Origin of the sequence: Sphingobacterium litopenaei (assembly GCF_014692495.1) — a bacterium.
Lineage (GTDB): Bacteria > Bacteroidota > Bacteroidia > Sphingobacteriales > Sphingobacteriaceae > Sphingobacterium > Sphingobacterium litopenaei.
The window spans coordinates 1-20,549 of record NZ_JACOIJ010000037.1; the positions used below are offsets into that span (position 1 = coordinate 1).

The 20,549-nt window shown below is 36.6% G+C and carries 15 protein-coding genes; 5 read left to right on the top strand and 10 right to left on the bottom strand.

The features are described 5' to 3' along the window. Positions 1–465 precede the first annotated feature (465 nt). From H8B04_RS14480 to H8B04_RS14500, 5 genes are all read right to left on the bottom strand, one after another. Positions 466–1,830 carry an efflux transporter outer membrane subunit gene (locus H8B04_RS14480; protein WP_223815444.1) on the bottom strand — a complete coding sequence of 455 codons (1,365 nt, stop codon included), beginning with the start codon at positions 1,828–1,830 and terminating at the stop codon, positions 466–468. 28 nt (positions 1,831–1,858) lie between these two features. Then, positions 1,859–2,722 carry an efflux RND transporter periplasmic adaptor subunit gene (locus H8B04_RS14485; RefSeq protein ID WP_190302804.1) on the bottom strand — a complete coding sequence of 288 codons (864 nt, stop codon included), beginning with the start codon at positions 2,720–2,722 and terminating at the stop codon, positions 1,859–1,861. Between the two features lie 187 nt (positions 2,723–2,909). Continuing rightward, a complete protein-coding gene (locus H8B04_RS14490; RefSeq protein ID WP_165291880.1) occupies positions 2,910–7,460 on the bottom strand; it encodes an efflux RND transporter permease subunit in 4,551 nt (1,516 codons plus the stop codon). Beyond that, complete coding sequence (locus tag H8B04_RS14495) at positions 7,461–8,585, bottom strand: efflux RND transporter periplasmic adaptor subunit (protein ID WP_190302805.1); 1,125 nt, start codon at positions 8,583–8,585, stop codon at positions 7,461–7,463. A 98-nt stretch (positions 8,586–8,683) separates the two neighbouring features. Then, positions 8,684–9,049, bottom strand: coding sequence for a hypothetical protein (locus H8B04_RS14500; protein WP_190302806.1), 366 nt, complete (start codon positions 9,047–9,049; stop codon positions 8,684–8,686). Positions 9,050–9,269: 220 nt separating this feature from the next. On the opposite strand from H8B04_RS14500, the gene H8B04_RS14505 reads away from it, so the two are divergent. From H8B04_RS14505 to H8B04_RS14525, 5 genes are read left to right on the top strand one after another with little or no spacing between them, the layout of a single operon-like run. Beyond that, positions 9,270–10,775, top strand: coding sequence for an ankyrin repeat domain-containing protein (locus H8B04_RS14505; RefSeq protein WP_190302807.1), 1,506 nt, complete (start codon positions 9,270–9,272; stop codon positions 10,773–10,775). Positions 10,776–10,787: 12 nt separating this feature from the next. Further along, complete coding sequence (locus tag H8B04_RS14510) at positions 10,788–11,279, top strand: DUF2271 domain-containing protein (RefSeq protein WP_165291876.1); 492 nt, start codon at positions 10,788–10,790, stop codon at positions 11,277–11,279. Positions 11,280–11,285: 6 nt separating this feature from the next. Then, the gene (locus tag H8B04_RS14515; protein ID WP_190302808.1) at positions 11,286–13,478 is read left to right on the top strand and encodes a PepSY domain-containing protein; all 2,193 of its coding nucleotides are present in this window, start codon (positions 11,286–11,288) and stop codon (positions 13,476–13,478) included. After that, a complete protein-coding gene (locus H8B04_RS14520) occupies positions 13,478–14,467 on the top strand; it encodes an FAD:protein FMN transferase (protein ID WP_165291874.1) in 990 nt (329 codons plus the stop codon). The genes H8B04_RS14515 and H8B04_RS14520 overlap by 1 nt, the downstream gene beginning before the upstream one ends. Before the next feature lie 23 nt (positions 14,468–14,490). After that, complete coding sequence (locus H8B04_RS14525; RefSeq protein ID WP_165291873.1) at positions 14,491–15,729, top strand: hypothetical protein; 1,239 nt, start codon at positions 14,491–14,493, stop codon at positions 15,727–15,729. A gap of 40 nt (positions 15,730–15,769) precedes the next feature. Here H8B04_RS14525 and H8B04_RS14530 read toward each other — a convergent pair whose 3' ends face one another. The 5 genes from H8B04_RS14530 to H8B04_RS14550 all read right to left on the bottom strand — a co-directional run bounded on the left by H8B04_RS14530 (position 15,770) and on the right by H8B04_RS14550 (position 20,540). After that, positions 15,770–16,003 (bottom strand): hypothetical protein, encoded by a 234-nt coding sequence (locus H8B04_RS14530; protein ID WP_165291872.1) that lies wholly within the window; start codon positions 16,001–16,003, stop codon positions 15,770–15,772. 52 nt (positions 16,004–16,055) lie between these two features. Continuing rightward, positions 16,056–16,220: a cbb3-type cytochrome oxidase assembly protein CcoS gene (ccoS, locus tag H8B04_RS14535; protein ID WP_165291871.1), complete on the bottom strand. Its 165-nt coding sequence runs from the start codon at positions 16,218–16,220 to the stop codon at positions 16,056–16,058. A gap of 122 nt (positions 16,221–16,342) precedes the next feature. Beyond that, the gene (locus H8B04_RS14540) at positions 16,343–18,736 is read right to left on the bottom strand and encodes a heavy metal translocating P-type ATPase (protein WP_165291870.1); all 2,394 of its coding nucleotides are present in this window, start codon (positions 18,734–18,736) and stop codon (positions 16,343–16,345) included. A gap of 12 nt (positions 18,737–18,748) precedes the next feature. Further along, positions 18,749–20,104, bottom strand: coding sequence for an oxygen-independent coproporphyrinogen III oxidase (gene hemN / locus H8B04_RS14545; RefSeq protein WP_190302809.1), 1,356 nt, complete (start codon positions 20,102–20,104; stop codon positions 18,749–18,751). Between the two features lie 10 nt (positions 20,105–20,114). Next, entirely contained in the window at positions 20,115–20,540 is a 426-nt protein-coding gene (locus H8B04_RS14550) for a Rossmann-fold NAD(P)-binding domain-containing protein (protein WP_165291868.1), read from the bottom strand. Between the last annotated feature and the right edge of the window lie 9 nt (positions 20,541–20,549).

Sequence of the window (20,549 nt, forward strand, 5' to 3'; positions counted from 1 at the left end):
AATATCTATTTCCGTTATTGACTAAGGTTTGATTTTTTTAACTTTCGTTGTTTCTCAAACTACTCGTTACGCTACATGATCATTTTCTTAAAGAACTTCATTCGTCGCCGCATCGCGCTTTGACTTACATTCCGAGCATTACTGCTGTACTTATCTTTTTTTTGTTTTCCCTTCGTTTCCGTCGGGACTGCAAAGGTAGAAACTTTATTTTAAACCGCAAATTTTATTTGAAGTTTTTTTTTTGTTTACCTCCCGTCAGGGATGGCTTTTTGTTTCCACTGATTTCTCAGTTTAAACCGTCTCTATCCTCCTATTTCATGGTTACTTCTAACCGTTCCTCCCTTGCGGAGTGGTGCAAAGATAGAAACTTTTAGGCATTGACTCCAAGGGTTTGAAAGGAATTTTTTTTATAGAAACTATAAATAATTGTGAATCTGAGTTTTATTTTTCGTTTCAAAATAAAACCTAATCCCATCCTCCACCCAAGGCGCGATAAAGAGACACATAACTATTTAATTGTTTTTGTTTAATCTCTAATAAATCCAATTCACTTTTCAACGCATTACTTTGAGCAGTAATTACCTCAAGATAGGTCGCATAGCCGCTTTTAAATAATAATAAAGCATTTTTCACTGCTAATTGCGAATTAGCAACACGCTGATTGGATAAATCTAGTTGTTCTTTTTGCTTATCTACTGTAGTAATAGTATTAGAAACTTCCGAAACAGCCTCCATGACTGTACGTTGAAAATTTAACTCTTCTTTTTCCCGGTCTATTTTAGCTACCTCATATATATTTTTAAGTTTTTTATTTTTAAAAATTGGAGTAGTTAATTCGCCTGCAATCCCTCCCAGTAGTGCCCCTGGAATATTAAACCAATTTTTAGGTAGCATAGAATTCACGCCAAATACACCACTCAAACTTAATTGCGGATAACGCATGATTTGTTGAATATTCATATCAGCATTTGCTGCTATAACATCATATTCCGCTGCTTTAATATCAGGACGTCTTCGAATTATTTCTAATGGACTTCCTAAAGAAATATTTTGTTCATCAAAATTCACTAAGGTGTTAGACAGAGAATCAGCTCGTTCTATAGCGTTAGGCATCTCTCCTATCAATATCCTCAACGCATTCTCTTGAATGACGATATCCTTTTCCAATTCTGGAATCATGGAGGCCGCTAATAAACGTTGGGATTCTGTTTGTTGTAAAGCTAAAGCTGTAATTTCACCAGCATCGAATTGCAACTTTATCATACGCAAAGTGCTATCATTTAAAGATAGATTACGCTTGGCTACTTCGATTTGTGCATCCAGTTTTAATAAGTTAAAATATCCCGATGCAATATCTGCTATCAATTTTGTCTGAACAGCATTACGAGTTTCCTGCGTATTGAGCCAATCCGCTTTTAAAATATCCCCTTCATTTGCAATCCTGCCCCAAACATCCAATTCCCAACTAAACGATAGTCCTGATGAGAACTGTGATTGATAAGTAAACAAAGATTCTGGTGCTTTCTCTCCCTTTTGGTCATACCACTTGGAAGATGCCGACGAATAAAAATCCTTAGAACGGTATTGCTTATTGACAGTACCTATATTCGCATCCACTGAAGGAAGGTATTCCGATTTATTTATCCGGAGGTTCCTATTAGCGATTTCAATATTCTTCAATGCAATACGCATATCAAAATTATTTGCTAACGCCGAATCAATTAACCCCACTAAATAGGGGTCATTAAAGAATTCTCTCCATTTTACGGAGAATAAAGCACTATCACCATTGGATTCAAAGCCTCCACGGTATTCGGAAGGAAGTTTCAAATTTGGTTGTTCGTACTTCGCTCCGATCTTACATAGCCCCTGTTGTACGGTCTACCTGACCATTAATCGCATCCACTACTCCTTTAGACGTATATTCTTCCCCATCCGCTAAGATTAAGGTAGCATCCGGAAAATTCAGCGCATTATTATTTCTCTTGATACCATTCAAGCTATCTTCTTTAATTTTCAGCTTTGAAAAATAAAGAAAATCAGATTCATTCATCGAGAAATAAACATATACATCTTGTACGTCTGAAAGTACTGTCAAAGGTTCTTTATCTCCTTTTGAAACTAAATTTCCAATTCGTTTAGGAATACGACCAATATATCCGCTTACTGGAGCGGTGATAATAGTAAAGCCTTGATTAATTTGAGCACTTCGCACTGCTGCTGTAGCTTGATCAAGCGACGCTTTCGCAACATCGTAATCGGATTTGGCTGATTTTAAACGTACTTCCGAAATAACTTCGTTCGAAACCAAGGGCTTCAAACGATCAATTTCCAATTTAGCATTTTCTAACTTCGCCTTCGCTACATTCTGATTTGCAATAGAATTGTTTAATACTTCTTGATAAGCAGAAGCATCTATTTTAAATAATTTTTGGCCTTTTGTAACGAAAGTACCTTCGTCAACATAAATTTCTTCCAAAATACCTTCTACTTGAGGTCTAACTTCTACATTGACCTTACCTTCGATAGTTCCAATATAGTTTTTGATGGTTTCTGCATCACTCGTATCCACCACATGCACCGGGAGTGCTAATGGCTTTTCCGAATTTTCATCTTGCTTTTCTTTTGCTTTTCCTTTATTACAACTATAAAAGATGGTAGTTGTTATTATTAGTATTAATACGCTGATAAAATGTAATGTCGGTCTCTGGCTTGTATTCATATTTCTTCCTATTTCTTATTATTAATGTAACTAACCTGTTACAATAATAAAAATTAGGATTGTTTTTAAGTAATAGTTTAACAGTCTTTAACAAAGAACACGCCAAAATCATCAATGGAATGGTTTTAAATAAAAAAGTCTCTCGATAAAGAGAGACTTTTCACAGAAACTGTTAATTATTAACTAATTATTTCCAACCCCCACCAAGCGCCTTATACAATACGATTTGATTTAATAAATCTTCACGTTGAATGTCCACTTTTGTAATTTGTGCTTGGACAACTCCTTTTTGAGCGGAGATAATATCCAAATAGCTTACGCGCCCAGCAATGAACAATTCTTCTGCCGCTTCTGTAGAAGCTACTAAAGCGTTAACTTGATCATCTACCAATTGCTCTCGATTGGCGAGAAGCTTTTGTGTCTCCACCGCAAGTGACACTTCATTTACAGCATTCAATACTTTTTTCTCATACTCCAAAAAAGCAATGCCGTACTGTGCTTTCATCACTTCATATTGCGATTTCAATTCACGCTGACGCAAAATCGGCATAGTTACTCCGCCAAATAGACCATAAGCCACAGATTTATCTAAGTTGAATAATTTATCAAAGCTGAACGATTGTAATCCCAAATAAGGACTAATCGCTACGGATGGCAAAAATGATAATCTTGCAGCATCCAGCTCCCGGTATTCACGCTTCAAATCAAATGCTGCTTGACGAATGTCCAACCGATTGGAAATTAATTGATCAAAAGACCCTAACGTCATTTCTGCAAACAAACTATTTTCTAACACAGCATCTTCCGACCTTTTAATGGGTTGATACACCCTACCCAACAATTGATTGATTTGGTGCTCATTCTTAATAATCTCTTGCAATGCCAAAGCTCTATTTGCGCGAGATTCTGCCAAAATTGATTTGAACTGTTGTACAGCCAACTCATCCGATCGTCCAGCTTCCTTTTGTGCCTCGATGATTTCCAAAGCACGCTCGTGCAAGACAATATTACGGTCGTAAACTTTTACTTTTCTATCCCAAGCAATCAATTCAAAATATGCGGATGAAATACTGGTTATAAGTTCAGTTTCAACGAGACGTGTAGCTTCATTTTCCGCCAAATAGCCCAAATAAGCAGCTTCACGACGTTGACGAAGTTTGCCCCAAATATCTATTTCCCACGAAGACCTAACACCTACAAAATAATCTGGAATAAATGGCTCTGGCAATTTTTCATCAGCCGTCAGGTTTTCAGAAAAGTTAGAATCATAGTTACCTATACCGGACTCAGTATAATGCCCATACTTACGAATTCCACCTTCGACCGCCGCATCCAATGTCGGCAATAATGCCGACTTACGCTGTCTGAAATTCGCTTGTGCGATTTCTATTCGGTGAATTGCTTGTCTTAAATCTTGATTATTTTCTAATCCTATGTTGATTAAATCAACTAAGTATTGATCTTTGAAAAAGGAATTCCATTTTATGTCAGCTAAACTAATAGAATCAGTCAACATTTGAGTTGCATCAGTTTGAAGTTCTGCTTTCAGCTCTTGTTCATTCATTTTCTTCGGAACAGAACACGCTGAAAATAATAAGCTGAAAATTGCAATCACTGTAGCTGCTTTAGTTATTTTAGCTTTCTTTCTTTTAGAAAATAAAACCACCAAACCAGGAATTACAATCACACCGATAATAGTACCGATCACCATTCCTCCTACTGAAGCCGTACCGATTGTTCGGTTTCCTAAGGCTCCAGCACCTGTAGCCAACATTAATGGAATCAAACCCGCAGCGAATGCAAATGAAGTCATCAAAATTGGACGCAAACGCGCTACCGCACCTTCTATAGAAGCGGTCAATACATCCATCCCTTGTTTACGTTTTAGATTCGCGTATTCTACAATTAGAATCGCGTTCTTACCCAACAATCCAATTAGCATGACTAATGCCACCTGTGCATAGATGTTGTTTTCTAATCCCAAAACTTTCAAGAACAAGAACGCACCAAACAAACCTGCTGGAAGACACAAAATAACCGGCATCGGTAATAAGAAACTTTCGTATTGTGCAGCTAATAATAAATACACGAAAACTAGACACAATAAGAAAATATATGCAGCTTGATTACCCGAAATTTTCTGCTCACGCGTCATACCCGACCATTCAATCTCAAAACCTTGTGGTAAAGTTTCTGCAATTCGTTCTACCGCTTCAATCGCTTGGCCCGAACTAAATCCTGCTGCTGCCTGTCCAGTAATCATCGCCGAGTTGAACATGTTATAGCGTGTAATTTGTTCCGGCCCATACACACGTTTCATCGTTAAGAATGATGAGTAAGGAACCATTTCGCCATCAGCAGTTTTGACATAAAGTGCTAAAACATCTTCTGGCTTTTGACGTGTAAATGCATCGGACTGCACCATTACTTTGTACATCTGTCCATAACGGATAAAGTTGGTTGCGTACTGACTTCCCAATAAAGTTTGCAATGTATTCATTGCATTCTCTACCGAAATACCCTTTTTGGCTGCCAAATCATAATCTATTTCCAACATATATTGCGGGAAACCCACGTCAAAAGTTGTACTTGCAGATTCGATAACTTCATCTTCTTCCAATGCTCTAATAAAATCATTCACCACAACAGCGGTCTGATTTAAATCTTCATTTCCGCTTCGATCCAAAAGACGCATTTCAAAACCTGAAGAGTTACCAAATCCGGGAACTGTAGGTGGAGGGAAAAATTCTATTGTAGCGTCCGCAATATGTGCTGTTTTCTCTCGCAATATCGCCATAACATCATCGACAGTTTCCTTACGATCATCCCAAGCTTTTAAGTTAATCATCCCCATACCATAGGATGCGCCAGATACTTCCGTTACGATACTATATCCGGCTAACGTAGACACAGTTTCTACTACATCCATCTCACGTGCAATTCGGTCTACTTCATCCAATACAGCTTCTGTACGATCCACAGTAGCGCCTGGAGGAGTTGTCACCGCAACGTAAACCATACCTTGGTCTTCTGTTGGGATAAATCCAGAAGGAACAATAGACATCGTACCATAAGTCAACACAAACATTCCAACTAATGTGGCCAATGTGATTGTGCGACGTCCTGCGATTTTATTTAATAAACCTTTATATCCTCCAGCAATTTTCTCGTAATAGTGATTAAACCCTTTAAAGAATCGATCCATTAAACCATTGCTTTCTTTGGCGTCATGTGGTGATTTTAAAATCAAGGCACACAATGCTGGTGTCAATGTCAATGCATTAATACCCGAAATAACAATAGATGCAGCCAAAGTCAAGGAGAACTGACGATAGAAAACACCAACAGGTCCAGAAAGGAATGCTACCGGAACAAATACCGCTGACATAACCAACGTAATCGCAATTACAGCTGTACCTACTTCTTTCATCGCCGCCAATGTAGCTTCCATGGGTTGCATATGCTCTTCTTCCATTTTGGCATAAACCGCCTCTACCACTACAATACCATTATCGACCACAATACCAATAGCCAATACCAATGCAAATAATGTCAATAAGTTAATAGAGAATCCCATCATTTGCATGAAAAATAGTGCACCAATCAAACACACAGGAACTGCTAGAATTGGAATCACAGTAGCGCGGAAGTTTTGAAGAAACACAAATACCACGATGAATACCAAGATAAATGCTTCAATCAAAGTCCAAATAACTTTCGAAATAGATGCATCCAAGAAACGTGAAACATCATAGCCCATTGTATAGGTCATTCCCGGAGGGAAAGTTGAACCTTTCAATTCTTCCATACGATCTTTCACGCGTTGGATAACCTCCTGCGCATTTGATCCTGGCAATTGTTTCAACATGATAGATGCAGAAGGTTGCCCATCCGTTTTCGAAACCATCTCATAGTCCAAAGAACCGAATTCTACATCGGCGATATCCTTCACACGAATAATAGAACCATCCGCATTCGCACGAATTGGAATATTTTCGTATTCCGCTACTTCCGTAAATTTACCTGGGTAGCGCAATACATATTGCTGCATGTTACGCGCCTTATCTGACGAAATACCCGTTTGTCCTGGAGCAGCTTCTATATTTTGACGACGCAATGCTTCTACCAATTCTTCTGTAGAAATCGAGTATGACGACAAACGATCTGGTTTTACCCAAATACGCATCGCGTAATCTTTTGCACCCATAATCTGTGCGAAACCAACACCTTCGATACGTTTTAATTCTTTGAGGATATTAATATCCGTGAAATTATAAATGAATCGCTCATCAGCGGTTACATCATCCGTAAAAAGATTGAGGTACATCAACATGGAATTCACCTCTTTCTCGGTAGTCACCCCTGCTTTGATAACCTCTTCTGGAAGTTCATCCAAAACAGTTGTAACCCTATTTTGCACGTTTACCGCAGCAATATCCGGATCGACACCTACTTTAAAGAATACTTGTATTAATGTTGTTCCATTATTCGTTGATACCGTATTCATGGAGGTCATACCAGCCACACCATTGATCGCTCTTTCCAACGGAATAGCTACCGCATTGGTACTCACCTCGGCATTGGCACCCGTGTAATTTGCTGTCACGACCACAGATGGTGGAACAATATCTGGGAATTGTGTAATTGGCAAGGTAAATAGCGCCAACAATCCCAATAATGTAATAAATATGGAGATAACCAAAGAAAGTATTGGTCTCCTAATATACGTTTCGAACATCTATTTCATCCCTCCTTGCGAATTGTTAACTTCTTTTGGTTTGATAGACATTCCATCGCGCAAGGCATGTACACCTTCAAAAACAACTTTACTATTGGGTTCTAAACCGTTCTCGACGATGTAATAATGACCGACACGTTGTCCATTCTGGAATGGGGTCATTTTTATTTTATTATCCGAACCCACGACATACACATAAGCTTTATCCTGTATTTCCAAAACAGATTTTTGGTGAACAAAAGTCAGGTCTCCTGTATTTGTAGGAACAGCAATTCTTCCAGAAGCACCATGTTTCAATAATCCTGCTGGATTATCAAAACGTGCTCGCAAAGAAATAGAACCTGTGCTCGCTTCAAATTCACTCTCCACCAATTCGGCAATTCCTGGATAAGGATATATTTCGCCATTCGCTAGAATCAATTTTACTTCTTGTTTGAATGCATTTTTCTTGAAGCTAGAATCCGTTGCTAAAGCCAAATATTCCGACTCCGAAATATTGTAGTATACATTAACTCTGTCCAAATCAGAAATCGTCGTAATTAAAGCTCCCTCTGTCAATAAAGAACCTTCTTTCAATTGAATACGGTCAATGCGACCATCAAAAGGTGCACGGATGAGGGTGTGACTTAATTTTGTACGCGCTTGATTGAGAATTGCTTCACCCTCTTCTACTTTTGATAAAGCTGCACGTAGCTGCACCTCCAACAAATCAGCTTCTGTAATGCTTACAATTTTCTTATCAACAAGCTTTTTTGTTCTTTCAATTTCCAGTTCTACTTTCTTCACTTCAGCTTTAGCATTATTCAATGCTGCCTGCGCTTGTGCTAAATCGGCTTTATATTCTTCATCGTTCAAAGAGAAAAGCACTTGTCCCTTACGAACATGAGCACCCTCATCGACGTATATTTTATTTAAAAAACCTGTTAATCTTGAACGCAATTCTACATTACGTTGCGATTGAATATCGGCAATATATTCTTTGTAAATAACAGTATCCATTTGCACTAAGTTTGCAACAGGAACTTCTTTAGCGACCTCTTTTGTGTCTTTTTCTTTTGCATTCGTGCACGCTGTAAAAACGAGTGCACAGCCCAAAATAGGGTACCAATGACGTTTGATTTTCATAGTTAATAAAATGATTTTGAATAAAAAATATATAGGAAAACCCAAACCATTTGGTGTAAATAGCTCGGTTTAGATGTATTTAAATAAGAATAGTGTAGTTAGAAAGGACGATACCGATATAGAAAGGTATAATATCCGGGAAGAATTAACCTTTTTAAATAATAAATGGTATGCTTTATCTGTTCATTTGAAGCAAAAATACGACGTAATATCCAAGAGAAGTATAATACTATTGGAAGAAGCCCTAATGATAAAGCAAAAATCCGATAATCGTCATACATGATTTCGGGAACTTTCTCTGCTTCTTCATTGTGGTGAAGATTTAGTACATCTTCAAGTACGACTTCAATAAAAGTTTCGCCTACTGCAATAGTCTCCAAATTCTGCGCATAACAATATTTAACCTCAAAACATAAAATGTTGAGGTAGCTCAATAAAGCTATTACATGTAAGACGCGCATCATCAGCGGCAAAGATAAGAACTACATCATTTTATATGCCATTCGTATGTAAAAATGCTGTTATTAACAAAATCATAATATCAAAAAGTGACGCAATCCGAAAAATTTCAAATACTTCTCAGATTTAAAGTCTTAAAAATTTTTAATAGTTAGAAAAATTCATACTTTTGTTATTTAGAATTAATTTAAATAAAAGTAAGACACAAATACTAGGATATATACAATGAAAAGAACATTTCTATTCTCGCTTTTGTTAGCGGCCTCATTATACGGGAAAGCTCAACAATCTTCAAACACCTTAATGAGTGGAGATTTTTGGAGAAATAGTCCAACTGTTGAACTTGTAAAGGCTGAAATTGCCAAAGGAAACAATCCTTCAGAGCAAAATGCTGGATTTCATGATCCAGTTACGATGGCTATTAATGCGAAAGCTCCTAACGATGTAATTAAATTTTTAATCGAGCAAGAAGGTAATGATGTACATAAAAAAACTCACCACAGTAGAACATACCTTCAATGGGCTGCTGCGGCCGGCAATTTAGAATTAGTAAATTATCTAATTGCTAAAGGTTCGGATGTACACTATAAAGACAGCCATGGCGATGCTGTAATTGCATACGCTGCTTCGACAGGAAATAAAAATTTAGAAGTATATGATGCTTTGATAAAAGCAGGTGTAGACCCTAAAGCCAGTTTCGAAGATGGTGCTAACTTGATTATGTACGCTATTGCTGCGGATAATGATTTAAAAATCACCGATTATTTTATCTCTAAAGGTGTTTCTTTAACAGCAAAAGATGCTCACGGTCGCACAGCTGCAGACTACGCTGCTAAATTGGGAAACCTCGAGTTAATTGATAAGTTAATTGCTAAAGGTGTAAAACCAACTGACCAAGCTTTATTCTTCGCTACACAAGGTTCTCGTCAAAAACAAAATGGTGTGGAGGTTTTCCAACAATTAGTAGAGAAATATAAATTAAATCCTGCGGCTTTAAATCCAAATGGAGAAACAATCCTACATGTCGTAGCACGCAGACCGAATACAGAAATCATCAATTACTTCTTGACAAAAAATATTGATGTCGCAAAAGCGGATAAAGATGGTAATACTGTATTAATTAATGCTGCAGCTGGTCGTGATGTGAAATTGATTGAAATTCTACTGGCAAAAGCCAATAACATCAATGCTAAAAATGAAAACGGCGAAACAGCTTTAACAAAAGCTATCGCTTCGGGATCTGCTGAAGTTGCGGAGGTATTAATCAAAAAAGGCGCAGATATAAAAGCTTTGGATAAAGATGGAAATAACCTAGCTTATTATTGGTTTAATTCTTTCCGTCCTGCTGTTCGTCCTGGAGCTCCACAACAAGGCCCTGCTGTAGATGATTTCGCTGAAAAATTAAATGTATTGAAAGCTGCAGGAATTGACGTAACAGCTCCACAACAGGATGGTAGCTCGTTATTCCATATTGCAGTAGAAAAACAAAATATCGATTTAATCAAGAAAGCAGCTGAATTAGGTGCAAACATCAATGCGCAAGATGAAGAAGGTAACTCACCTCTACACAAAGCGGCTTTAATTGCTAAAGATGACAAAATCCTAAAAACGCTTATTGAATTAGGTGCTAAAAAAGACTTGAAGACAGAATTTGAAGAAACGGCTTTTGACCTAGCTAAAGAAAATGAGTTTTTAGCAAACAACAACGTATCTATCGACTTTTTGAAATAATATAAACATAGCATGAAATATACAATCAAATTTTTCGTACTTGCATTATTTGCTCTATTCTTTTCTCAAAATACATTCGCACAGACGACTAAATATAAGTGCATGATCCAAATGCAAAACTATTCGGGTAAAGAAGCGTATGTGATTATTTCGTTGATAAATCCAAAAGGGCAATACGAAAAAACTTTAGGTGTATTAGGTCCAGATGAAGAATGGTACAATACCTTAAAGGAATGGGATAAGTTCAGAGTGAAGAAAAAAGAAAAACTGAACGCTATCACAGGAGCTTCTATCGCTGGTGGTGCGCGTTCTACACGCGTAATCGAATTTGAAACCGCAAAATTGAATAAAGGGTATCATTTACGTTTCGAATCCGCAGTAGAAACCCAAAAATACCATGTAAAAGATGCGGAAGTAGCTCTGACTGCCGAAGCATTAGACAACAAAGAAGGTGCGAAAGGCACTGGATACATCCGTCAAATTAGATTTATCAAAGTTCAATAATATTCAATGACTTTATCGATTTGGAGATATGCGCATTATGCATTAGCCTTATTATCTTCTGCTTTTTTGCTAATACTTTCCGTTACAGGCGTGATTTTAGCCATTGACGCTGTACAAGAGAAATCCCCCGCATATCGCGTTGACAATTTCGAAAATATTACCCTCGCGCAAAGCCTTCCCGCTTTGCGCGAGGCATATGTTGAGGTCTTACAAGTCACGGTTGACCACAACGACTTCGTTACCATCGAAGCAATGGACGAAGATGGAAAACCTATAAAAGCCTACATCAATCCACTGACAGGGGAAAAAATTGGCGAAGTCATTCCTAAATCGCAATTTATTCAATGGACAACGGCATTACATCGTTCCCTATTTTTAAAGGAAACAGGACGTACCATTGTGGGGGTAGTTTCATTCTTATTGTTGCTGATTACAATAAGTGGATTAATTCTAATTATCAAAAGACAACAAGGTATCCGTCATTTCTTTGATAAAATCAATAAAGACTTCTTTGAGCAATATTTCCATGTCGTAACCGGAAGATGGTTGCTGATTCCGGTGTTTATGATTGCGCTAACTGGAACAATAATCTTCATGGTGCGGTTGGATTTCTTCCAAAAAGATAATGTAGAAATCCAACACGATGCTGTTTCGGATGAATCTGTTACGAAAGAATTAAAGGATATTGATTTCTTCAAAAACACCAAATTGGCGGATGTTGAGAAAATAGAATTTCCTTTTATTCCTGACGATGCGGAAGAGCCTTTTATCATTACGTTAAAAGACCGAACCGTCTCCATCAATCAAGTGAATGGCGATATTATGCAGGAAACCAAATTCCCGTATACTGCCGTTCTAGAAAAGATAAATATTGACTTACACACCGGTCGCACGAATATTATTTGGGCTATCATTTTAGGATTAGCTTCGCTGAATATTGTATTCTTCATGTACACAGGATTTGCGATTACGTTCAAGCGTACACGCACCAAGATTAAAAATAAATACAAAGCTGAGAATGCCAATATTGTGATTCTGTTTGGTTCAGAAAACGGTTCTACCCTATTCTTTGCAAATCAAATTCACAAGCAATTGCTTTCGGATGGTAAACGTTCTTTCTTGACAGAAATGAATCAATACAAAACCTATCCAGAAGCTAAACATTTGTTGATTTTCACATCGACGTATGGTTTGGGAGATGCTCCATCGAATGCTACCAAATTCGAAGAATTATTGACTAAATATCCACAAAACCAAGAAATCAAATTTACTATCGTTGGCTTCGGTTCAAAAGCCTATCCAGATTTCTGTGCGTATGCGCTTCATGTGGAACAGCTACTTGAACAACAATCTTGGGCTAAAAAATTAGTGGATTTACATACCGTAAATGACCGTTCAACAGCAGAATTTGTGACTTGGGCACATCAGTGGAGCGAAAAATCTCTTATCGCTTTGGCTACTGCTCCAGCAGTTTATAATAGCAAAGTTCCTAGATTGAAGAAATTCACAGTTATTGACAAAACTACCGTTACCGAAGATAATGCAACCTTCAAAGTCTTATTAAAATGTAATCAGAAATTTGAATCGGGCGATTTATTAGCGATTTATCCAGCGAATGACAACCGTGAGCGGTTCTATTCTATCGGAAAATCGGATAACTACATTCAACTTATTGTAAAACTCTTCCCAGATGGATTGGGTTCAAGTTTTCTGCATAATCTACAAAAAGGAAATACTATCGAAGGACGCATTATGGTAAATCCTTCTTTCCACTTCCCAGCTACAACTTCAAAAGTTGCATTAATTGCAAATGGAACAGGTATTGCTCCTTTCTTGGGAATGGTAAGCAATAATTATGCAAAGACAGAAGTTTCGCTCTATGCAGGTTTCAGACACAATAATTCCTTGACGCAAGAATATCAAAATTGGGCGAATCAAGAAATTGCTAAAGGGCAATTGGAACAATTGTATTTTGCTTTTTCGAGAGAGGAAAATAAACAATATGTCATGGATTTAATCCGTAGAGATTATGTGTATTTTGCCAATTTACTGAATGATGAAGGAGTTATTATGATTTGTGGTGCATTACAAATGCAAAAAGATGTAGAAACCGTGCTAGATAAGATTGTGACCGCACACAATGGCAAGCCCCTATCTTATTACAAAGAAAATAATCAAATCTTAACAGATTGTTATTAATGCAGACATATCCTATTTTCAGAGATAGAATAGCTTTGGCTATTCTGTCTTTTTTGTTTATTCCATTTACGCTACTTGCGCAATCCGATGTGCTCGTAGAGCGAAATGTGACTTTAATGGGTTCACAATTTCAAATTACAATCGTAGCCAAAGACAGCTCAACAGCAAACCAACATATTGATTTGACCATTGCAGAAATAGAACGTATTGAAAATCTGATTTCAGAATGGCGACCATACACACAAGTTTCGGAAGTTAACCGCAATGCAGGAATCAAACCTGTCAAAGTCGATAAAGAACTATTTGATTTGACCCACAGAGCATTGGAATATTCTAAAATATCGAATGGTGCTTTCGATATTAGTACCGCAGCGATGGACAAAGTTTGGAAATTCGATGGCTCGATGACCGAAAAGCCTTCCGAAGAAATCATCCAGAAATCCATTGAAAAAGTCGGTTATGAGCATATCATTTTAGATTCTGTGCAATCCACTATTTTTCTTGCTAAAGAAGGCATGAAAATAGGTTTTGGTTCTATCGGCAAAGGTTATGCAGCTGACAAAGGAAGAGAACTCATGCAAACTTTAGGAATCAAAAGCGGAATAGTAAATGCTTCAGGAGATATTGCAACCTGGGGTAAACAACCAAATGGAAAACCTTGGCGAATTGGCATCAATAACCCATTCAGCAAAAAAAGCATCGCCAAAATCTTAAAACTTAAAAACAGCGCCGTAGCAACTTCGGGTAGTTATGAGAAGTATGTCGAAATCGATGGCAAGCGCTACGCTCACATTATCAATCCCAAAACAGGCTATCCATCCACAGGATTAACCAGTGTAACCATTTATGGTCCATCAGCAGAATTTGCAAATGCTTTAAGCACCTCCATTATGGTATTAGGCGAAAAAGAAGGTAAGAAATTAGCAAAGAAATATCCGAAGTATAATTTTTTGTTTATTACCGACAAGGGAAAGATTATTAAGAAATAATAAAAAATTCATATCTTAAAGATATGAACAATCAATTATACTGGACCACCACCAATAAAGTGTTATTCCGTTTTGCTTTTATATTCATAATATGTTTCATTATTGTATTTAATAATGAAGCTTATCCGTGTTTTAATGTTCTTACAAAACCTATTACTTCCTTATTCCATGATTTCACTCCATGGTTTGCTAAAAACATACTGCACTACACCTACGACTACACTATATTCTCCAATGGAAGTGGCGACACCTCTTATGATTGGGTGACATTATCTATTCTTATTCTCCTTGGAGTCCTTGGTTCTGTTCTTTGGAGCTTAATAGACAGAAATCGGAAAGAATATAACCACTTATATTATTGGCTCACTGTTTTAATACGTTATTACATCGCATTTATGCTATTCAATTATGGAGCGATAAAATTACTCCATGCACAAATGCCTCCGCCATCCCTGAACAGGTTGATGCAACCCCTTCATGAATTTTCTCCAATGGGATTAGCTTGGACATATTTAGGTTTTTCTAAAGGCTACAATATTTTCATGGGAATAGTGGAGATATCAGCCCTATTACTCCTATTCCGTAGAACTGTAACTATTGTAGCTCTCATCACGATGGCAACAAGCATCAATATTATGACAGTCAATTATTTTTTTGATGTGCCCGTTAAATTAGTTTCAACAGCTTTATTTTTACTGTCTTTGTTCTTGCTTCTCCCTAATATTAAAACTTTGTATGCATTCTTTATTCTAGGAAAACCCGCAGAAATTCGAACAATTGATAAGACCGAATATAGCAAGCCTTGGATTAAGAAAGGCCTAATAGCTTTGAAAGTTATTGTTATTATAGTATTTGCCGTTACGCAGTACTTCTCTCTCACTAATACGCAAAAGATGATAGCGGATTATTTTAAGAAATCGACTATCAATGGAATATTCAAGGTTGATCGCCAGGGTAAATCATTTAAATCAATACCAAATGAATGGAATTATATTATTTTTGAATTTGAAGGAACAGCAGTAATTAGAGACACAAATTACCAAAAAGGGTATCAACAATTTCTTTTAGATGAAAAAACAAAAGAAATTACTATCAATAATTTCAAATTAAATTACTCCATACAGAAAAATGGAGATATTATTTTGACTAAATCTTTTACAGAAGGAACTGAAGAAATCAAATTGATTAAACAGAATAAAGAAGATATGGAATTAATAAAACGAGGTTTTAATCTTATTCAAGAATATCCTTATAACAGATAATTCTAAAAAGAAAGAGATTTAGGTAATCCCTAAATCTCTTCTAGTCTTCGTTTCTTTTGTCTGCAAGTGAAAATTTCACTCCCTTATGCGGATATTTTTCTGCGCTTTTGGCACTTGTATTACTCACGACTTTTTTAACACTAATATAATCTCCTAATTTGAAATTATATTTAGCGAGTTTATAATCCAATATTAACGGACCACAGAAATAATTACCATCTGCATCCTGCTCAATAATTCCACGGTATAAACCCTCTTTTGTTTCTCTTGGCATTTTAATTATTAATTTGATGCAAAGGTACAAAGAAATAATTCATTATTTCTCTTTATTTAATTGACTCACCTTCTTTCACTTCATCATCAAATAGAATCCGAACGGAAGGTGTATAGGTATCTTCATACTGCTTGGTTTTATTTGCCCAGAAAAAAGCTACTAAGAATATTAAAGCAATAAAAACACTGAAACCGATTAATAAGAATATGATGTTCATTTTTTCAAAGTCAAAAGTTAAAATTATAATGTTAGATATGAGATATAAGATCTGAGAAAACTGAAACACAGTATAGTTTACAAAAATCTAAGGTCTATTGTCTAACATCTGATATCTAAAATTTAAATCAATCCCCTCTTCTTTCCGTACCAACGAGTCATTAGACTGGTAAACGATATAATGGTCACTGTACTTATTGGCATCAATATCGCTGCAAATAATGGAGACATCGTTCCTTGTACAGCGAAGCTTATACCGATGACATTGTATAACAAAGAAATCATAAAACTCATTTTGATGACTTTTACTGCGTCTTTACTAAAATTAAAGAAAGCAGGAAGTTTTTCAAAAGATTCGCCATCCAAAATAGCATCACAACCTGGAGAAAAATTATTGATATCATCAGAAACAGCAATACCCAAATCAGCTTTCCGCAATGCACCAGCATCATTCAGGCCATCACCAAGCATACAAACTTTGTATTTTTCCGATTGCCATTGTTCTATTCGCGCTAATTTATCTGCAGGAGCTTGATTAAACAATAAACTTGACTCAGCAGGAAAGATTAATTTTAAGGCTTCCGCTCTACGCTCATTATCTCCCGAAATCAAATGAAGTTTATAATCTTCATTTTTCAGTGATTGCACAATTTCATTTAATCCCGGACGCCATGATTGTTCTAAAGTGAAAACACCCTTTATATATTCATTAATCTTTACATAAACAGCTGTACCTTCAACTTTCTTCGCAACTCCGACAAAAGAGCTACTTCCTAAAGCCACTGAATAATCTACGTATTCTGCAGACTGCCCTTTCCCTACAGTTTCTTGGTAATTCGAAATTGGTAACAATTGACAATCACCTAACCATTTCAGAATCTCTCTACTCAATGGATGGTTCGAATTTCGACAAATAGAAAATAAGATATTCTTTTCGATAGGAGTTAATTCACCTTCAAAATACATCGCCGAAGCCGTTGGTGAAGTGATTGTACCTGTCTTATCGAAAACAACAGTATCAATTGCCGCCATTTGCTCAATAGCTGAAGTATTCTTGATATAAAGTTTATTCTTGTCGAAAATACTCAAAGCAGCAGACAAAGTAAATGGCGAACTCAAAGCCAAAGCACAAGGACATGCAATAATTAATACAGCTGTAAAAGCACCCCAAGCTTTATCAGCTTGCCCATTAAAGAACCAGAATCCCAAAGCCAATACAGCAATACTTACCAATACAATGGTGAAATATTTACTGATATAGCCCACAAACGTATCGAATTTCTTCTCATAGGATTTGAAAGATTCATTGTTCCAAAGACGAGTTAGATAACTTTGTGAAACCGCTTTTACAACCTCCAATTCGATAGCCCCACCGATTTGTCGTCCACCAGCATAAACAACTTCGCCCAATACTTTTTCTACAGGCTTACTTTCCCCAGTTACGAAACTAAAGTCCACAGAAGCAGTTCCTTTCAATAAAATTGCATCAGCTGGAATAATTTCATTATTGCGAATCAAAATACGGTCGCCAATGTTCAAATCCGAAATCTGTCTTGGTATTTCTTTATCTTCTTCCAAAACCGTTACCGCAACAGGAAAATACGAACGATAATCTCTCTCGAATGAAATATGATAGTAAGTACGTTGTTGCACCCATTTTCCTATTAGGATGAAGAATACTAAACTACAAAGCGTATCCATGAATCCTGGACCAGTTTGGGTAATAATTTCAATAGCCGAACGTAAAAACAACACTAGAACTCCTAAAGCCAAAGGAACATCAAGATTCAAACGCTTTTGCCTTAAACTGTTCCAAGCCGATTTGAAATAATCAGAAGCACTGTAAATCAAAACTGGAATACCAAAAGCGAGATTCATATACCCAAAGAAACTCGCATATTCTCGTTCGAAAGCGCCCATACCAAAATAGTCCGGAAAACTAATCATCATGGAATTACCAAAACAGAAACCAGCTACCGTAATTTTAGCAATTAATCCATTTTGATTGATTTTCTTTCCTTCTTTGATGACATCCTGCAAAGTGATTTTTGGCTCGTATCCAATATCTTGTAAAAGCTCTACTAATGCACGCAAAGAAAGTTCTTGCTTATTAAAGGTAATGCTAGCTTGCTTTTTCATAAAATCAACTTTAGATGATTTAACCGCAGCATTGAGCTTATACAAGTTTTCTAACAGCCAAATACAGGAGCTACACTGAATTGCAGGAATGTAGAATGTAATTATGGCAATTTGCTCATCTTGATAATCCACCAATTTGGAGATAATATTGGGTTCTTCCAAATAGCTCAGATCTTGCTTGTCGGAGTTTTGAGATTTCCCAGGATGGGTATTATAGCGGTAGTAACTTTGCATGTTGTTTTCATGCAAAATCTGATATACTGTCTGACAACCAAGACAGCAGAAAGTATGTTCTTCCAGAATATAAGGAGTATCTTCCACTTTATCACCACAATGATAACAAATCGTGGACAATTTAATATTGCCTTCTACTGCCATAATTTTATGATATTAAATTGCTTGACTGAATAGATTTTCACGCTCTTTAGTACGTTGCAGACGTTCATCAAATGCCATACAGACGTTACGCAAAAAAGATTTTCCAATCTGCGTAATGGAAATGCACAAACCATTTACCATTACAAGACCATCGCGTATTAATGGTTCTATTCTTTCCAAAATACGATCATTGAGTTCGTGATTTGGCAGAAGATTAACCACCCCTCTGCACATCATATCCAATATATATTGTCGAACTACCACATCTTCTTCATTCAATAAATGACCTTTAAAAACAGGTAATTTACCTTCTTCAATACACTTATGATATTCTTCTACAGTTTTCACATTTTGTCCAAAAGCTGTCCATGCATCTGATATCGAAGATACTCCCAATCCTATCATTAAAGGTATATATTGATCGGCATAGCCCATAAAATTGCGGTGCAATGTTCCGTTGGTATTTGCTTTGAATAAAGCGTCTTCTTTCTTCGCAAAATGATCCATGCCTACATCTTCATATCCTGCTTCCTGAATCATCGCTTTGCCTAGGTTATACAAATCTAATTTTTCTTTGCCCATAGGTAAATCTAACTCTGTAAATCGGCGCTGTCCAGGCTTGATCCACGGCACATGCGCATAACTATAAAATGAAATGCGATCTGGAGACATTTTTAAAGAGACATCAATCGTCATCTGCACAGATTCTTTTGTTTGCAAAGGCAAACCATAAATCAAGTCAAAATTGATAGATTCATATCCAATTTCTCGCGCTTCTGTCATGACACGTGAAACATCTTCCACCGTCTGATGACGATTTATCACAAATTGTACTCGTTCATCAAAATCCTGAATACCCAAACTCAAACGTTTAAATCCAAGATTATATAAGGTTTGTAAATGCTCGCGTGTTGAGTTTGCTGGATGTGCTTCAAAAGAGAAACTGGCATCGTTCGTTTTACGATTACCTTTTAGAATTCCATTGATTAATCTTTCTAAATTCTCCGCTTGAAAAAAAGTAGGCGTACCACCACCAAGATGTATTTCATGAATCAATACACTTCCTTCCCCAAGTAAGTGCTGATACATCTCCCACTCTTTCAACAAAGAATCTATATATGGCTCTTCGACTTTGTGGTTTTTTGTTATTCGTGTATTACAACCACAATAAGTACACAAACTTTCACAATATGGTAAATGGATATAAATACTAATTCCGTGCGCTTTGAATTGATTGTATCGAGCGACTACATTTGATTTCCATTCATTCTCATTGAATGCATCATTTTCCCAAAATGGTACTGTAGGATAAGAGGTATAACGTGGTGCCGCCACATTATATTTTGCTATTAAAGTATTGTAATCCATGATATACGATTTAAAGAATGGCAGAACTTTTCTTTGAACAATCAAAAGCACAATGACACGCCACACCTAAGCATTTATTATTGACCCAACTATTCAGGTTTTGAATAGTTTGCATAGCTATACTTTTGGGAGAATCATCTTCTGCAGGAGTATTAGCTACATGCAGACCTAAATGACCAGCATAAGCCAAATCAATATGATTTAATGAAACTGAACGAGTAATAATCTTTTTGACACCAATTCTTTTTAGCGCATCTAAAATAGTCTTTTCCAAATTGTCATTTTCAGATACGATAACGACTTCTTTTCCTTCAGCGTAACGAATGGTATCTAGATTCAAAGGATTTGAGATTAAGGTCAAATCATGCACCTTAGCATTAGCTTTAGCTAATGTTTGCTTCTCAAATTCTTGGATGTTATAGACCACTACTCTCATCAAATATTG

Coding starts and splice junctions, on each gene's coding strand:
- H8B04_RS14485 (WP_190302804.1), bottom strand. CDS start 2,722: ATGAATACAAGCCAGAGACCGACATTACATTTTATCAGCGTATTAATA.
- H8B04_RS14490 (WP_165291880.1), bottom strand. CDS start 7,460: ATGTTCGAAACGTATATTAGGAGACCAATACTTTCTTTGGTTATCTCC.
- H8B04_RS14495 (WP_190302805.1), bottom strand. CDS start 8,585: ATGAAAATCAAACGTCATTGGTACCCTATTTTGGGCTGTGCACTCGTT.
- H8B04_RS14500 (WP_190302806.1), bottom strand. CDS start 9,049: ATGATGCGCGTCTTACATGTAATAGCTTTATTGAGCTACCTCAACATT.
- H8B04_RS14505 (WP_190302807.1), top strand. CDS start 9,270: ATGAAAAGAACATTTCTATTCTCGCTTTTGTTAGCGGCCTCATTATAC.
- H8B04_RS14510 (WP_165291876.1), top strand. CDS start 10,788: ATGAAATATACAATCAAATTTTTCGTACTTGCATTATTTGCTCTATTC.
- H8B04_RS14515 (WP_190302808.1), top strand. CDS start 11,286: ATGACTTTATCGATTTGGAGATATGCGCATTATGCATTAGCCTTATTA.
- H8B04_RS14520 (WP_165291874.1), top strand. CDS start 13,478: ATGCAGACATATCCTATTTTCAGAGATAGAATAGCTTTGGCTATTCTG.
- H8B04_RS14525 (WP_165291873.1), top strand. CDS start 14,491: ATGAACAATCAATTATACTGGACCACCACCAATAAAGTGTTATTCCGT.
- H8B04_RS14530 (WP_165291872.1), bottom strand. CDS start 16,003: ATGCCAAGAGAAACAAAAGAGGGTTTATACCGTGGAATTATTGAGCAG.
- ccoS (WP_165291871.1), bottom strand. CDS start 16,220: ATGAACATCATATTCTTATTAATCGGTTTCAGTGTTTTTATTGCTTTA.
- H8B04_RS14540 (WP_165291870.1), bottom strand. CDS start 18,736: ATGGCAGTAGAAGGCAATATTAAATTGTCCACGATTTGTTATCATTGT.
- hemN (WP_190302809.1), bottom strand. CDS start 20,104: ATGGATTACAATACTTTAATAGCAAAATATAATGTGGCGGCACCACGT.
- H8B04_RS14550 (WP_165291868.1), bottom strand. CDS start 20,540: ATGAGAGTAGTGGTCTATAACATCCAAGAATTTGAGAAGCAAACATTA.